This window comes from Nocardia neocaledoniensis, from assembly GCF_003182135.1.
Classification (GTDB): Bacteria; Actinomycetota; Actinomycetes; order Mycobacteriales; family Mycobacteriaceae; genus Nocardia; species Nocardia neocaledoniensis.
In genome coordinates this window covers 301,475-317,103 of record NZ_QGTL01000001.1, presented here as the reverse complement: position 1 = coordinate 317,103, position 15,629 = coordinate 301,475, and the positions used below count along the sequence as shown (strand labels likewise).

Annotated in this window: 11 protein-coding genes and 1 pseudogene; 7 read left to right on the top strand and 5 right to left on the bottom strand. The window is 72.0% G+C overall.

What is annotated here, in order from left to right; all coding sequences use genetic code 11:
* Positions 1–67: 67 nt before the first annotated feature.
* Complete coding sequence (locus tag DFR69_RS01485) at positions 68–1,729, bottom strand: alkaline phosphatase D family protein (protein WP_110035577.1); 1,662 nt, start codon at positions 1,727–1,729, stop codon at positions 68–70.
* Positions 1,730–1,822: 93 nt separating this feature from the next.
* Between DFR69_RS01485 and DFR69_RS01480 the strand changes: the two genes are divergently transcribed.
* The 6 genes from DFR69_RS01480 to DFR69_RS01455 all read left to right on the top strand — a co-directional run bounded on the left by DFR69_RS01480 (position 1,823) and on the right by DFR69_RS01455 (position 9,331).
* On the top strand, positions 1,823–3,169 hold the full coding sequence (locus DFR69_RS01480; protein WP_186817500.1) for a replication-associated recombination protein A: 1,347 nt from the start codon (positions 1,823–1,825) through the stop codon (positions 3,167–3,169).
* 68 nt (positions 3,170–3,237) lie between these two features.
* Positions 3,238–5,904 carry an alanine--tRNA ligase gene (gene alaS / locus DFR69_RS01475; protein ID WP_110035576.1) on the top strand — a complete coding sequence of 889 codons (2,667 nt, stop codon included), beginning with the start codon at positions 3,238–3,240 and terminating at the stop codon, positions 5,902–5,904.
* On the top strand, positions 5,904–6,470 hold the full coding sequence (gene ruvX, locus DFR69_RS01470; RefSeq protein WP_110035575.1) for a Holliday junction resolvase RuvX: 567 nt from the start codon (positions 5,904–5,906) through the stop codon (positions 6,468–6,470). The genes alaS and ruvX overlap by 1 nt, the downstream gene beginning before the upstream one ends.
* A complete protein-coding gene (locus DFR69_RS01465) occupies positions 6,467–8,017 on the top strand; it encodes an endolytic transglycosylase MltG (protein ID WP_110035574.1) in 1,551 nt (516 codons plus the stop codon). Before ruvX ends, DFR69_RS01465 begins: the two co-directional genes overlap by 4 nt.
* Positions 8,014–8,838 (top strand): shikimate dehydrogenase, encoded by an 825-nt coding sequence (locus DFR69_RS01460; RefSeq protein ID WP_110035573.1) that lies wholly within the window; start codon positions 8,014–8,016, stop codon positions 8,836–8,838. Before DFR69_RS01465 ends, DFR69_RS01460 begins: the two co-directional genes overlap by 4 nt.
* A gap of 49 nt (positions 8,839–8,887) precedes the next feature.
* Positions 8,888–9,331, top strand: a complete 444-nt coding sequence (locus DFR69_RS01455; RefSeq protein WP_110035572.1) for a B-4DMT family transporter — start codon at positions 8,888–8,890, stop codon at positions 9,329–9,331.
* Positions 9,332–9,384: 53 nt separating this feature from the next.
* On the opposite strand, the gene aroB is transcribed toward DFR69_RS01455, so the two are convergent.
* From aroB to DFR69_RS01435, 4 genes and pseudogenes are all read right to left on the bottom strand, one after another.
* On the bottom strand, positions 9,385–10,500 hold the full coding sequence (aroB, locus tag DFR69_RS01450; RefSeq protein WP_110035571.1) for a 3-dehydroquinate synthase: 1,116 nt from the start codon (positions 10,498–10,500) through the stop codon (positions 9,385–9,387).
* Between the two features lie 671 nt (positions 10,501–11,171).
* Positions 11,172–11,834, bottom strand: a pseudogene (locus tag DFR69_RS34945) (shikimate kinase); the annotation flags it as partial.
* A 548-nt stretch (positions 11,835–12,382) separates the two neighbouring features.
* Positions 12,383–13,591 carry a chorismate synthase gene (gene aroC / locus DFR69_RS01440; RefSeq protein WP_110036069.1) on the bottom strand — a complete coding sequence of 403 codons (1,209 nt, stop codon included), beginning with the start codon at positions 13,589–13,591 and terminating at the stop codon, positions 12,383–12,385.
* A gap of 245 nt (positions 13,592–13,836) precedes the next feature.
* Positions 13,837–14,307: a prepilin peptidase gene (locus tag DFR69_RS01435; RefSeq protein ID WP_110035570.1), complete on the bottom strand. Its 471-nt coding sequence runs from the start codon at positions 14,305–14,307 to the stop codon at positions 13,837–13,839.
* Between the two features lie 165 nt (positions 14,308–14,472).
* On the opposite strand from DFR69_RS01435, the gene DFR69_RS01430 reads away from it, so the two are divergent.
* Positions 14,473–15,594, top strand: coding sequence for a M24 family metallopeptidase (locus tag DFR69_RS01430; RefSeq protein WP_110035569.1), 1,122 nt, complete (start codon positions 14,473–14,475; stop codon positions 15,592–15,594).
* Positions 15,595–15,629: the final 35 nt, after the last annotated feature.

Here is a 15,629-nt window from a genome sequence, read left to right as displayed (position 1 = left end):
GGCCGCGATCGACAGCCGCTGCGAGAAATTCTGCGCCGATTTCCGTGGAGCCGGGAGGGTCCCGCGCTCAGTGCACCGGTCGCGGCTCCACGCGACCGCCGGACGGCACCGCGAAGGAGACGGCGTGGCGCACGCCGGTGGCCGGATCGTTGACGTCGAAGACGTAGAACCAGTCCATCTTCGCCTGCTCCGGCGTCACCTCCAGCACGCCGTAGCCGTGCGAGTCCAGCTCCACGTAGCGCAGATGATGGTTGGCGGTCTTGATGGCCTCCTCGGCGGGGACCGAGGCGGTGCGTGGCGGCACCTTCAGCAGGTCGCCGACACTAGAGGAGGTGATCGACGGGACGACGAATTCCGCGCCGACGGTAGGTCCGCCGGGGTAGTTCGCGGCGTCGAGGGGCAGGTCGGCGGCCCAGGAGGTGTGGATGTCGCCGGTCAGGAACACCACGTCGCCGATCTCGTTGTCGGCGATCGCGCGATACAGGGTGGCGCGGTCGGCGGTGTAGCCGTCCCATTGGTCGCCGTTGACGGTCAGACCGCCCTGCGGCAAACCGAGCAGCGAGGTGATGGCGTCGGTGGTCGCCGGCTCGAGCGGCGGAAACACCACGGGGGCGACCATCACGGAGTTGCCGATCAGCTTCCATCGGGTGGGCGCGGACACCAGACCCGCGGTGAGCCACTCCATCTGGGCCCGGCCGGTGATCGTGCGGGCGGGATCGTCGGCGCGGCGCCAGCCCGCGCCCGGGCCCGCCTCCTTGTCGCGGTATGTCCGCAGGTCCAGCATCGACAGCTCGGCGAGGGTGCCGAACCGCAACCGGCGGTAGATCCGCAGGCCGCCGTCGGCGCGGTCGGCGCGCACCGGCATCCACTCGAGGTAGGCCTGCGTGGAGGCGGCCTTGCGGTCCTGCCACGGGCCGCTGACGGCGGGATCGTGGTGGGAGGAACCGTCGCGCCAGGAGTTGTCGGCGGATTCGTGGTCGTCCCAGGTGCACACGAACGGCACCGCCGCGTGCAGGGCCAGCAGATCGGGATCGGTCTTGTACTGGCCGTGCCGGATCCGGTAGTCGGCCAGGCTGACGATCTCGTGCACCGGATCGTGCGCGCGGACCGCACCGCCGCGCCCGGTGTACTCGCCGCGCCCGTACTCGTAGAGGTAGTCGCCCAGGTGCACGACGGCGTCGAGGTCGCCGCGCGCGGCCAGATGACGGTAGGAGGCGAACCAGCCCGCCTCCCAGTTCGAGCACGACACCACGCCGAGACGCAGTCGCTCGACGTCGGTGTCGTCGGCCGGGGCGGTGCGGGTGTGGCCGACGGGGGAGGTCTCGCCCAGGGCCGTGAAGCGGTAGACGTAGTCGGTGCCCGCGGCCAGCCCGGTCGCGTCGACCTTCACCGTGTGGTCGCTGTCCGCGGTGGCGGTGGCCGTCCCGGAAGCGGCGATCCGGGTGAACGACTCGTCGGTCGCGATCTCCCAGCGGACGGTGGCCGCGTCGCCCAGCCCGGAACCCGGGGTCGCGTCCTCGGCCACGGTGACCCGGGTCCACAGGATCACCGCGCCCGGCAGCGGATCGCCCGAGGCAACACCGTGCCGGAACACCGTGCCCGACGCGTGGGCGGGCGCGGCGGTGAGCAGCGCGGCCGCCGCTGCCGCGGTGCCGCCTTTGAACAGGGTGCGACGAGCGAACTGTCCCACGACGACCTCGGTGTTTTCGACCACGATCAGCGATCTCATCCCAGCGCGGCCCGCCGCGCAAGTCGGACACGCAAGAATTGGTCAGCCGTTCAACTCGCGGACCTGTCCGAGGGCATCGGTACCCTGCTCGACGTGAGTGACAGCCTGTTCGACGTGCCCGGTGCCGACCCCGCGCCCGCGCAGGGGCTCGACGCGGTGGTCCGGCGCGACCCCGGGGCGCCCCTGGCGGTCCGGATGCGGCCGCGCTCGCTCGACGAGGTGATCGGCCAGCAGCACCTGCTCGGTCCCGGCTCGCCGCTGCGGCGCCTGGTGGAGGGCTCCGGCGCGGCGTCGGTGCTGCTCTACGGCCCGCCGGGGACCGGGAAGACCACCCTGGCCTCGCTGTTGTCGCAGGCCACCGGCCGCCGGTTCGAGGCGCTGTCGGCGCTGTCGGCCGGGGTGAAGGAGGTCCGCGCGGTCATCGATGTGGCCCGGCGCAGGCTGACGGTGGGGGAGCAGACAGTCCTGTTCATCGACGAGGTGCACCGCTTCTCCAAGACCCAGCAGGACGCGCTGCTGGCCGCGGTCGAGAACCGGATCGTGCTGCTGGTCGGCGCGACGACCGAGAATCCGTCGTTCTCGGTGGTCTCGCCGCTGCTGTCGCGCTCGCTGGTGCTGCAGCTGCAATCGCTCACCCCGGCCGACATCCGGTCCGTGCTCGACCGCGCGATCGCCGACGAGCGCGGCCTGGCGGGGGAGTACACGGTCACCGACGAGGCGCTCGACCACATCGTGCGCATCGCGGGCGGTGACGCGCGGCGCGCGCTCACCGCCCTGGAGGCCTCGGCCGAGTCCTCCCTCGACGGTGTCGTCGACGTCGCCTTGGTCGAGGCCAGCGTCGACAAGGCGGCGGTGCGCTACGACCGCGCGGGCGACCAGCACTACGACGTGATCAGCGCCTTCATCAAGTCCATCCGCGGTTCCGATGTCGACGCCGCCCTGCACTACCTGGCCCGCATGCTCACCGCGGGCGAGGACCCCCGCTTCATCGCCCGCCGCCTGATGATCCACGCCAGCGAGGACATCGGCATGGCCGACCCGATGGCCCTGCAGACCGCCACCGCCGCCGCCCAGGTGGTGCAGCTCGTCGGCCTCCCCGAGGCCAGGCTCGCGCTGGCCCAGGCCACGATCCACCTGGCCACCGCCCCGAAGTCCGGCGCGGTGACCTCGGCGCTCGGCGCGGCGATGGCCGATGTCGCCGCGGGCAAGGCCGGCGCCGTGCCGCCGCACCTGCGCGACGGCCACTACGCGGGCGCCGCCGCGCTGGGCAACGCGCAGGGCTACCGGTTCCCGCACAACGCGCGCGAGGGTGTGCTGGCCCAGCAGTACCCGCCCGACGACCTGGTCGGCACCGACTACTACGAGCCGACCGACCACGGCTTCGAACGGGAGGTCGGCGGCAGGCTGGGCAAGCTGCGCCGCATCGTGCGGGGGAAGTAGGCGGGTGTCGCCGAGACCACCGACTCCGGCGCAAAACCGGTGGAATGCAGGCGGTAGGCTGGACTGCTGTGCAGACCCACGAGATTAGACGGCGTTTCCTGGACCATTTCGTCCGTGCCGGACACACCGAGGTGCCCAGTGCCTCGCTGATCCTGGCCGACCCCAACCTGCTGTTCGTCAATGCGGGCATGGTCCAGTTCAAGCCGTATTTCCTGGGCCAGGAGGCGCCGCCGTACTCGCGCGCGACCAGCGTGCAGAAGTGCGTGCGCACCGGTGACATCGACGAGGTGGGCGTCACCACCCGGCACAACACGTTCTTCCAGATGGCGGGCAACTTCTCCTTCGGCGACTACTTCAAGGAAGGCGCCATCACGCTGGCCTGGGAGCTGATCTCCAAGCCGCAGGAGGAAGGCGGCTTCGGTTTCGATCCCGAACGCATCTGGGTCACCGCCTACGAGTCGGACCCGGAGGCGGCCGAGATCTGGCATCGTGTCGCGGGAATCCCGAAGGAGCGCATCCAGTTCCGCGACGGCAAGGACAACTACTGGGACATGGGCGTGCCCGGTCCCGGCGGCCCCTGCTCGGAGATCTATTACGACCGCGGCCCCGCCTACGGCAAGGAAGGCGGCCCGGTCGCCGACGAGGACCGCTACCTCGAGATCTGGAATCTCGTCTTCATGCAGGACATCCGCGGCGAACTGAGCCCCAAGCAGGGCCACCCGCCGGTCGGCTCGCTGCCGCGCAAGAACATCGACACCGGCATGGGCGTCGAGCGCGTCGCCATGCTGCTGCAGGGCGTGGAGAACGTCTACGAGACCGACCTGCTGCGCCCGATCATCGACAAGGCCGAACAGCTCACCGGCCGCTCCTACGGCGTCGAACACGCCGACGACGTGCGCTTCCGCGTGATCGCCGACCACGTCCGCAGCTCCGCGATGCTGATCGCCGACGGCGTGAACCCCGGCAACGACGGCCGCGGCTACGTGCTGCGCCGCCTGCTGCGCCGCATCGTGCGCTCGGCCCGCCTGCTCGGCGCCGAGAAGCCGGTGATGGGCGAGCTGATGAAGGTCGTCTCCGACCTGATGTCGCCGTCCTACCCGGAGCTGGCCACCGATTTCGGCCGCATCGAGACCGTCGCGGTCGGCGAGGAGACCGCCTTCCTCAAGACGCTCAACACCGGCGAGACCCTCTTCGACAACGCCGCCACCGCGGTGAAGTCCAAGGGCGGCAAGCAGATCGCCGGCGCCGACGCCTTCGCGCTGCACGACACCTACGGCTTCCCGATCGACCTCACCCTCGAAATGGCCGCCGAGGCGGGCCTTTCGGTGGACGAGGAGGGCTTCCGCTCGCTCATGGCCGAGCAGCGTCAGCGCGCCAAGGACGACGCCCAGGCCCGCAAGCACGCGCACGCCGACCTGACCGTCTACAAGGAACTGGTCGACCGCGGCGCCACCGAGTTCACCGGCTTCGACGAGCTCACCTCCGAGGCGAACGTGCTGGCCCTGATCGCCGACGGCGTGCGGGTGCCCGCCGCGCAGGCAGGCCAGGACGTCGAGGTCATCCTCGACCGCAGCCCGCTCTACGCCGAGTCCGGTGGTCAGATCGCCGACCGCGGCACCATCACCGCCTCGGGCCTGAAGCTGCGCGTGAACGATGTGCAGAAGATCGCCAAGAAGCTGTGGGTGCACAAGTCCACGGTCGAGCAGGGCCAGATCACCGAGGGCGATGTGGTGCTCGCGCAGGCCGACCCGGCCTGGCGCCGCGGTGCCACCCAGGGCCACACCGGCACCCACATGGTGCACGCCGCGCTGCGGCAGGTGCTCGGCCCCAACGCCGTGCAGGCCGGTTCGCTGAACAAGCCCGGCTACCTGCGCTTCGACTTCAACTGGCAGGGCGCGCTCACCGAGCAGCAGAAGGCCGACATCGAGGCCGTCTCCAACGACGCGGTCGGCGCCGACTTCCAGGTCAACACCTTCGTCACCGATCTGCCCAAGGCCAAGGAGATGGGCGCGATGGCGCTCTTCGGCGAGAACTACGGCGACGAGGTGCGCGTCGTGGAGATCGGCGGCCCGTTCTCGATGGAGCTGTGCGGCGGCACCCACGTCGAGCATTCCTCGCAGATCGGCCCGATCACCGTGCTCGGCGAGTCGTCGGTCGGCTCGGGTGTGCGTCGCGTGGAGGCCTTCGTCGGCCTGGACTCCTACAAGTACCTGGCCAAGGAGCGCGCGCTGCTGGCCGGTGTGGCGTCCTCGCTGAAGGTGCCCTCCGACGAGGTGCCCGGACGCGTCGAGCAGCTCGTGGAGCGGCTCAAGGTCGCCGAGAAGGAACTCGAGCGCACCAAGATCGCCGCGGTGCTGTCCTCGGCGGGCACGTTCGTCGAGCAGGCCGAGCGGGTCGGCTCGGTGCTGCTGGTGGCCGCGGCGGCGCCGGAAGGCGTCAACGCCGGTGACCTGCGCACCCTGGCCACCGACATCCGCGGCCGGTTCGGCAGCGATCCGGCGGTGGTCGTGCTGCTCGGCAATGCCGACGGCAAGGCCCCGTTCGTGGTGTCGGTGAACAAGGGCGCCCAGGATCTCGGGTTCAAGGCGGGTGACCTGGTCGCCAGCTTCGGGCCGAGCATCGCCGGTCGCGGTGGCGGCAAGCCGGAGATGGCGCAGGGCTCGGGGTCGGATCCGTCGGGTATCCCGGCCGGTCTGGCCGCGGTCCGTGCCCGGGTGGCCGAACTGGCCGCCTGATGGCCGCCGACACCGGCGCCACCGACCAGGACGCGGCCGACCGCCCCGACGCGGCGACCGATCCCGGTCGCGGGCGCCGGATCGCGATCGATGTCGGCAGCGTCCGGATCGGTGTCGCCTCGAGCGATCCCGACGGCATCCTCGCCACGCCCGTGGAGACCGTGCCGCGCGCCAAACCGGCGAAATCCGGTGGGCGCGCGGCGGGCCCACCCGCCGACATCGCAAGAATTGCCGAGATCGTGTCGGAGTACGAAGCGGTCGAGGTGATCATCGGTCTCCCGCGCACGTTGCGTGGTGAAAACGGCACGGCGGCGACCATCGCGCGTCGGTTTGCCCGGGAGTTGCGCAGGGTGATAGACCCGATTCCGATACGCCTTTCCGACGAACGTTTGACTACGGTGTCTGCTGCACGTGCGCTGCGCGACAGCGGGGTTCGCGCACGTGGCCAGCGGCAGGTGATCGACCAGGCGGCAGCGGTGTCGATTCTGCAAGGATGGTTGGACGAGCGGAGTTCGGTGTTGAAGGACGCGACAGACACGGCACACGGGGTCGGAGACGACGCATGACCGACCGATGGGCCAGGGCCGAGGAACGCTACCGGGCGCGGGAGGCCGATCGGCGCTACCCCCGGCGCGACGACTGGGGTCTGGACGCCCGCACGGCACGTGCGGAGCCCGAACCGGATCCGGCGCACTGGGACGACGATGACGACACCAATGTCATCCCGCGCTACGAGGACGAGGTCTACGACGAGCCGGAGCCCGAGCCCGAGCCGGTCGCTCCGGCGCGCAGGCGGCCACCGGCGGGCCGTGCGCCCGCAGGCGGCAGGGCGGCTCCAGCGCGTGGTCGCGGCCCGTCCGCACGTGGCCGGGAAGGCGCTGGGCGCGGCAAGGAACCGGCGGGCCGCGGCAAAGCCGCCTCGGGCCGGAGCAAGCGGTCGCGGATCGCCTCGCGCAAGGCGGCCGAGCGTAAACGACGCCGCCGCAACCTGTGGGCGGTCGGCGCGGTGCTCGTCGTGCTGTTCGTCGCGGCGGCCGGCTTCGCCGGGTACAAGCTGATGAGCGGCTTCACCCCGCCCGAGGACTTCGCGGGACCGCCCGGCGCGCCCGTCGTGGTCCAGGTGCACTCCGGCGACACCGCGACGCAGATCGCCGAGTCCATGAAGGAGAAGGGCGTCGTCGCCAGCGCCGAGGCGTTCTACGAAGCGGCCGTGCGCAATTCGAACATGAACGGCGTGCAGCCCGGCTTCTACGCCGTCCAGCAGAACAGTCCCGCCGAGCACGCGGTGACCACGCTGGTGTCCAAGTCCTCGCGCGTGGGCAACCTCGTCGTCTCCGAGGGCCGCCAGCTCCACGACCAGCACGACGTGAACACCGGCGCCCGCAAGGAAGGCATCTACACCAAGATCGCCGCCGCCAGCTGCATCGGCACCGCCCCGGCCGCGAAGTGTGTCACCTACGAACAGCTCGACGCCGCGGGCGCGAGCACCGACCTCGCCGCACTCGGGGTGCCGGACTGGGCCAAGCAGTCCGTCGCCGCCGCGCCGGACCGGCGCAGGCAGCTCGACGGCCTGATCGCCGCGGGCACCCTGGATTTCGATCCCAGCGGTGGCCCGGTCGACATCCTGCGCCAGCTCATCACCACCAGCGCGGCGCAATACGAATCCACCGGCCTGCTGCGTTCGGGCGCCACGAACCAGCTCGACCCGTACCAGACGCTGATCGCGGCCTCGCTGGTCGAGCGCGAGGCGCTGCCGCCGGACATGCCCAAGGTCGCGCGGGTGATCGTCAACCGGCTGCGCATCGATCAGCCGCTGCAGTTCGACTCCACGGTCAACTACTCGCTCGACAAGACCGAGGTCGCCACGACCGACGCCGACCGCGCCGAGGTCACGCCGTGGAACACCTATGCCATGTCCGGGCTGCCCGCCAATCCGATCGCCGCGCCGTCGCTGAAAGCGCTGGAGGCGATGGAGAATCCGGAGCCGGGCACCTGGCTGTACTTCGTCACGATCGATCAGAAGGGCACCACCCTGTTCACCGAGAGCTACGCCGAGCACCTGCGCAACATCCAGAAGGCGCATCAGAGCGGCATTCTCGACAGCGGGCGATGAGCGTGGCCGAGGCGATGACGGTGCGCAGAGCCGCGGTGCTCGGTCAGCCCATCGCGCATTCGCGATCACCGCAGCTGCACCTGGCCGCCTACCGCGCGCTGGGTCTGGACTGGACCTACGAGCGGATCGAATGCGATGCCGCGATGCTGCCGGGGCTGGTCGGGGGCCTCGGACCGGAGTGGGTCGGGCTGTCGGTGACCATGCCGGGCAAGGAGGCGGCGCTGGCCGTCGCCGACGAGCGCACCGAGCGGGCCGTGCTGGTCGGTTCGGCCAACACCCTGGTCCGGACCGAGGCGGGCTGGCGGGCCGACTGCACCGATGTCGACGGCGTGCTCGGCGCGTTGCGTGGCGGCGGCGTCACCACGCTGGACGAGGCCGTGGTGCTCGGTGCGGGCGGCACGGCGAGGCCCGCGCTGTTGGCGCTGGCGGACCTGGGCGCGAAGGCGGTGACCGTCATCGCGCGCGACGCGGGCCGGGCGCGCGGCGCGCTCGACCTGGCCGAGCGGCTGGGGATGCGGCCCACGGTGGTCCCGCTCGACGCCGACCGTGTGCGGGCGGCGTGCGCGTCGGCGGGAGCCGTGGTGAGCACCGTGCCCGCCGAGGCCGCTGCGCCGATCGCCGAGGCCGTCGCCGTCGCGCCGGTGGTCCTCGACGCCATCTACAACCCGTGGCCGACCCCGCTGGCCCACGCGGTCGACGCGGCCGGGCACACGGTGGTCAGCGGGCTGCAGATGCTGCTGAATCAGGCCTACGGGCAGGTCGAGCAGTTCACCGGTCAGCCGGCCCCGCGGGCGGCGATGGCCGCGGCGCTCGACAGCTGATCCACGGAATTGATACCTGTTCTAGTTTTGACCGGCTAGGGTGTTGCACATGACCGCTTGGGTGTTGCGTGCGACCGTCCTCGGCGCGTTGGTCGTCGGGCTACGGCTGCTGCTCGGATTCGCGATGGCGTTCGCGCCGACCTTCGGCCTCGTCTGGCGGGTCGCGTGCCTGATCGTGATCGTGGGCGTCGCCGCGGTGTGGGGCATGCGGGACGGCCGTTCGGCCGCCGCCGTCGACCTCACCGTGCGCTGGATGGCCGCGGGCGCCGTCGCGGGGCTGGCCAGTGGCGCGGTGTGCCTGGTCCTGGATCAGATCCCGGGCGTCGAACTCGGCGACTCCGGCGCGCTCTTCGAGCTGACCTCGTCGGCGGCGTTCATCATGCTGCTGATCTTCCTGCCCGCGCTGGCCGGCGTCGCCTTCGGCCGCCGCCGGGCCCGGCGGGCTCCCGAATCCGCCGCGCCGGTTACTCAGCCCGAGTTCGCCACGGCCTGAGCGTTATCCGTGTCGAGTGCCCGGCAGGCCGTCCTGCCGGGCACTTCGCCGTCTCAGAGCAGGATCGGGCCGCCGGTGGACGCCTCGCGGGCGATCGCCGAGTAGGCGGCGGCCAGCAGCGACGGGTCGGGACCCTCGAGACGGCCCGGCTTGGCCAGCCCGTCCAGCACCACGAACCGCAGCACACCCGACCGGGTCTTCTTGTCGGTCTGCATCGCGTCCATCAGCTGGGGCAGCGCGTCGGCGTCGTAGCTCACCGGCAGGCCGACGCTCTCCAGGATGGTGCGGTGCCGGTCGGCGGTGGCGTCGTCGAGGCGCCCGGCCAGCCTGCCCAGTTCGGCCGCGAAGACCAGGCCGACCGACACGGCCGCGCCGTGGCGCCAGCGGTAGCGCTCGCGGCGCTCCACGGCGTGGCCGAGGGTGTGCCCGTAGTTCAGGATCTCGCGCAGGCTCGACTCCTTGAGGTCGGCCGCGACGACATCGGCCTTGACCTGGATGGCGCGCCGGATGAGCTCGGGCAGCACGTCGCCGGTGGGGTCGAGGGCGGCCTCGGGGTCGGCTTCGATGAGGTCGAGGATCACCGGGTCGGCGATGAATCCGGCCTTGATGATCTCGGCCATGCCCGCCACGATCTCGTTGCGCGGCACCGTCTCCAGGGTCGCCAGGTCGACCAGCACGGCGCTCGGCTCGTGGAAGCTGCCGACGAGATTCTTGCCCGCCTCGGTGTTGATGCCCGTCTTGCCGCCGACCGCCGCGTCGACCATCGCCAGCAGGGTGGTCGGCACGTGCACGATGCGCACCCCGCGCATCCAGGTGGCGGCCACGAACCCGGCCAGGTCGGTGGCGGCGCCGCCACCGAGGCTGACCACGGCGTCGTTGCGGGTCAGGCCGATCCGGCCGAGGACCTCCCAGCAGAAGCCGGCCACGGCCAGGTCCTTGCCGTCCTCGGCGTCGGGGATCTCGATCCGGTGCGCGTCGATCCCGGTGTCGGCCAGCGCCTTGCGCACCACCTCGGCGGTCTCGGCCAGCGGCGGCTGATGGAAGATCGCCACGGTCCGCACGGCATTGCCGGCGGAGACGGCCTCGACGAGATCGCCGAGCAGTCCGCGGCCGATGATCACCGGATACGGGTCGGCGGTGCGTACCTGAATGGTCGTCGGCTCTGTCACGTGCGCTGCTCCGATTCTTTCTGGTCGTTGGTCTCGCTTCGCCCCCGTCGGCGCGGCCGCTTCCGGCGCGCCCGCTCCCCGGCCTGGTTCGCCGAGCGATCCGCGTCCCCGGCCTGCCCCACCGCCCCGCGGCGACCGCTGGTGGTGCCGCCGGTCTCGTTCCCCGCGCCGCCGACACCGGATGCGCTCCCTGCACCTCGTGTGCCACCGGAGCCCTGGGTACCGGTGGTGCCGGACGCGCCGCCGGAATTCCGCGCGCCGCCGGAGCTCTGCGTATCGGTGACACCGGGTGCGCTGCCGGAACCCTGTGGGCCGCCGGAGCTCTGAGTGCCGGTAGTACGGGGTGCGTTGCCGGAACCCTGTGGGCCACCGGAGCCCTGAGTGCGCAAGGCTCCGGACGTGTTGCCGGAATTCCGCGCGCCGCTGGAGCTCTGCGTACCGGCGGTGCCGGATGTGCTGGAGGAACCCTGGGCGTTGGCGGCCGCGGACCGCAGTCGCCCACCCCGTCGCGAGCGGGCGCGGCGGGGGCGGCGGCTGCCCGTCGCGCGCGTGCCCGGCTCGCCCGGCTGGGCACCGGTTCGCTCACCGGCCGTGCTCGCGGCCGTGTTCGCCTCGGCACTGCCGTCGGCCGCCGCCTTGCTTGCGGGCGCGGAGGTTCCGGACCGGTCGACCGTGCCCGGCTGAGCGGTGGCCGCGCGGCGCGCGGCCGCGGCACGGGCCCTGGCGCGTCGGCGCGCACGAGACCGGTTGCTGCCGACGCCGGGCCTGCTGGTGACCGAACCCGTTGCCGCCGTAGCGGTTCCGGTGCCGCGCTGGGCGTCGAGATCGGTCCGCACCGATTCGAGGCCGAGCTTGGCCAGGATCATCCGCACGACCCGGCCGGGACTGCGGCCGTCGGTGCGCACGCGGACGGTGGCGACCTCGCGGTACAGCGGGCGCCGGATCCGCATCAGCTCCCGGTACTTGGCCGCGGGGTCCGTGCCGTTGAGCAGCGGACGGGCATTGCTGGATCCGGTGCGCCGAAGTCCTTCGCCCACACTGATTTCCAGGTAGACCACCGTGGCCCCGCGCAGCACTTCCCTGGTGCGCGCCGACAGCACGGAACCGCCGCCGAGAGAGACGACGCCGTCGTGCTCGAGCACCGCGCGGCGCACCACGTCTTCCTCGATCCGCCGGAACGCCGGCTCCCCGTCGGTCGCGAAGATCTCCGGAATCCCGCGCCCGGTCTCGGCCTCGATCCCCGCGTCGGTGTCGAAGAGCTCCACCCCGAGCTCACGCGCGAGCTTCCGCCCGATCGTCGACTTCCCCGACCCCGGCGGCCCCACCAGCACGATCCGGGCCCGTGGGCTGTCCCCGGCAGGTTCGACGGTGCCCGCTTCGGCGTCGAGGTCCGAGGCGCTGTGTGCTTCGGCGTCGGCGGGAGCGTCGATGGTGGTGGCGCTGCCGGCATCGGCCTCCAGGGGCATACCGACGGCGCTGTCCCCGCCGGCGTCGATGCCGGCGGTCGTGTCCATGTCCGCGGAGTCACCGTCGGTGTCGTTCGTTCCCGGGTTCGCGGCGATGTCGTTCGCTCGGGCTTCCGCGCGAGGACCAGCGGCGGTGTGACTGTCCGCGACGGCACTCGCCGTGGAGTCGCCGGTGGCCGGGGCGCGCGTGGGAGTGCCTGCGGTGCGGTCATTTTCAGCCCCCGCGAGCACGCCCGGGGACGTGCCGTCCTCGGAGGCGCCGGCTTCCGCGCCGGGAGCGGGCTCGTCCACGACCCGGTCGGCTGCCGGGTCCGCGTGGGCGGTCGGGTGCGGTGCGGTGTCGGGTCGGGGAGCGCCGACGTTCGGTGAGGGGCCCGCGTCGGTGTCCTCCGCGGCCCCCTGCTGCCCCTGCCCGGTCACGGGATACGGCTGTCCGCGGGCACGTGTGGGCGGTTGCCGATCCGCTTGACGTAGCTGGTGATGTTGTCGACGGTCTCGGCCAGCGAGTCGCCGCCGAACTTCTCCAGCGCGGCCTGGGCGAGCACCAGCGCCACCATCGATTCGGCGACCACGGCGGCCGCGGGCACCGCGCACACGTCGGAGCGCTGGTGGATGGCGACGGCTTCCTCGCCGCTGGACATGTCGACGGTCGCCAGCGCGCGGGGCACGGTGGAGATCGGCTTCATCGCGGCGCGCACCCGCAGGGCCTCGCCGTTGGTCATGCCGCCCTCGAGCCCGCCTGCCCGATTGGTGGAGCGCAGCACGCCGTCGGGACCGGGCCGCATCTCGTCGTGTGCCTGGCTGCCGCGCCGGCGCGCGGTCTCGAAACCGTCGCCCACCTCGACACCCTTGATGGCCTGAATGCCCATGAGCGCGGCGGCCAGTCGCGAGTCGAGCCGCTGCTCGCCGCTGGTGAAGGAGCCGAGTCCGATCGGCAGGCCGTCGACGATCACCTCGACGACGCCACCGAGGGTGTCGCCGTCCTTCTTGGCCGCTTCGATCTCGGCGATCATCGCCGCCTCGGCGTCGGCGTCGAACGCGCGCACCGGGCTGGCGTCGATGGCGTCGAGGTCGTGCGCGCCCGGCGTGACGCCGGTGGTGTTGGCCGCGGTGCCGATCGAGACCACGTGCGAGATCACCTCGACGCCGAAGGCCTGGCGCAGGAAGTTACGCGCCACGGTGCCCGCGGCGACGCGCGCCGCGGTCTCCCGCGCGCTGGCCCGCTCGAGCACCGGCCTGGCGTCGTCGAAGTTGTACTTGAGCATGCCCGAGTAGTCGGCGTGGCCGGGACGCGGACGGGTGAGCGGCGCGTTGCGCGCCATGCCGGCGAGCGCGGTCTCGTCGACCGGGTCGGCCGACATCACTTCGGTCCACTTCGGCCACTCGGAATTGGCGATCTCGATCGCGACCGGACCACCCATGGTCCGGCCGTGGCGCACGCCGCCGACCAGCGTGACCTTGTCGGCCTCGAACTTCATGCGGGCGCCGCGCCCGTAGCCGAGCCTGCGGCGCGCGAGCTGTGCGGAGACGTCGTCCGATGTCACCTCGACTCCGGCGACCATCCCTTCCAGGAGGGCGACGAGAGCGGGACCATGGGATTCTCCGGCAGTTATCCAGCGCAACACGCCGACCATCTTCCCATGTCGGCGCGCGTGGTCGGGCACGCGGTCCGACGTGACGAGCGGCACGCTGGTGGCGCGGCGGGCCGCGCGGTGGCGACCACCGCCCCGATCGTGGTGCATCGGCTCGCTCCGCGCGGCTCGCGGGTCAGCGGTGTGCGGCACCGCCCGGCGCGTCGGCGCGGCGTTCGGGGCGTCGTCGGCGCCCGATTCCCGCCCCACCGATGCGGACATCTCGAACGGCTGCGCGCTCATGCCAGCGCCATCGCGGTGACCGTCGCCAGGCACATGGCCGGCCCGTGGGGCACCACCCGCCCGGCGACCCGCCGACGGCACTCGTCGCCGTGGCCCCGGGCGGCCCGCAGCCGATCCCGTCCGAGGACGAGGACCGCGGCGAGGGCCGTGAGCAGCGGTGCGGCCAGCGCGGCCCACACCCAGGCGGTCGCGCCCGCGAGCGCGGCGGCGCCGCCCAGCGAGACCGCCAGCTTCACATCCCCGGCGCCCAGCGCGGCGGGGGAGAGCAGGTGCGTGACGAGATACGGCATGGTCAGCAGCGCGGCGCCGATCACCGCGGTGGCCGGTTGCCCTGTGTACAGGGCGTACAGGAACACCGCGGCGGCCCCGACGCCGGTGAGGGCGTTGGGGAGCCGCCTGGCATGGACATCGATGACGCCCAGCAGCACACACCAGGCGATGAGCAGGCAGAACGCGGCAGTGGTCATGTGTCGATCGTGCTGGGCGCAGCCCGCCCGATCCAGGTCGCGATCGCGAATGTGGACAACTCCGGCCCCTGTGAATATCCACATGGTCAATTTCGGGTCGACCGACGCGCCCACCGCGCGGAACGCGCCGCCGACGTGTCGTCGGTTCAGCGGTAGCGTTGACCCATGTGTGCTGACTACACGGGCCCAGACCACGCGGCACGGCGTGGCGCCCTGCGGAGCCTGCTGGTGGAGAACGGCGTCGACGCGCTGCTGGTGACCGATCTGGTCAACATCCGCTACCTGACCGGCTTCACCGGCTCGAACGCGGTCCTGCTGGTGCACTCGTGGGACATGCGCGGCGCCGAGGAGCGCACCGTCATCGGCACCGACGGCCGCTACTCCGCGCAGGTCGCGGCGCAGGTCCCGGACCTGCGGGCCGAGATCGCCCGCGCCACCGCGCGCCGCATCCTGGAGCTGGCCGGTGAGTGGCAGCTCGGCCGCGTCGGCTTCGAGAGCCATGTGGTGACCGTCGCCGAGCACCAGTCGTTCGTGGAACAGCGGACCGGCCTGCAGCTGGTTCCGACGAACGGCCTGGTCGAGCAGCTGCGCATGGTCAAGGACGCCTACGAGATCGCGCAGCTGCGCGCGGCGTGCGCGGCGGCCGACGCGGGCCTGGCGAGCCTGCTCGAGCGCGGGCTGCTGCGCCCGGGACGCACCGAACGGCAGGTCGCCCGTGATCTCGAGTGGGCGATGTTCGAGCACGGCGCGGAGGCCGTCTCGTTCGAGACCATCGTCGCCACCGGGGTGAACTCCGCCGTCCCGCACCACCGCCCGACCGGCGCCGTGCTGGCCACCGGCGACTTCGTGAAACTCGACTTCGGCGCGGTCGTCGACGGCTACCACTCCGATATGACCCGCACCCTGGTGCTCGGCCGCCCCGCGGACTGGCAGCGCGAGATCTACGACCTGGTCGCCCGCTCACAACGGGCCGGCAGGGAAGCGCTGAAGCCGGGGGCCGGGACCTCGGAGGTGGACGCGGCGGCGCGGGTCGTCATCGAGGAGGCCGGGTACGGGCCGCAGTTCGTGCACGGCCTCGGACACGGCGTCGGCCTGCAGATCCACGAAGCGCCGGGAGTCGCGAAAACGAGTACCGGTACACTTCTTGCTGGCGTGGCGGTGACCGTCGAACCTGGTGTGTACCTTCCCGGCCGCGGCGGGGTCCGGATCGAGGACACGCTCGTGGTCCGCGAGGCGGGCCCGGACCTGCTCACCCTCACCAGCAAAGACCTGACCGTCGTCGAGTGACGCCGGTCCCAGAGACCGCAGTAACGAACGAGGAG

Coding starts and splice junctions, on each gene's coding strand:
- DFR69_RS01455 (WP_110035572.1), top strand. CDS start 8,888: ATGACCGCTTGGGTGTTGCGTGCGACCGTCCTCGGCGCGTTGGTCGTC.
- DFR69_RS01485 (WP_110035577.1), bottom strand. CDS start 1,729: ATGAGATCGCTGATCGTGGTCGAAAACACCGAGGTCGTCGTGGGACAG.
- DFR69_RS01430 (WP_110035569.1), top strand. CDS start 14,473: ATGTGTGCTGACTACACGGGCCCAGACCACGCGGCACGGCGTGGCGCC.
- DFR69_RS01435 (WP_110035570.1), bottom strand. CDS start 14,307: ATGACCACTGCCGCGTTCTGCCTGCTCATCGCCTGGTGTGTGCTGCTG.
- ruvX (WP_110035575.1), top strand. CDS start 5,904: ATGGCCGCCGACACCGGCGCCACCGACCAGGACGCGGCCGACCGCCCC.
- DFR69_RS01460 (WP_110035573.1), top strand. CDS start 8,014: ATGAGCGTGGCCGAGGCGATGACGGTGCGCAGAGCCGCGGTGCTCGGT.
- DFR69_RS01465 (WP_110035574.1), top strand. CDS start 6,467: ATGACCGACCGATGGGCCAGGGCCGAGGAACGCTACCGGGCGCGGGAG.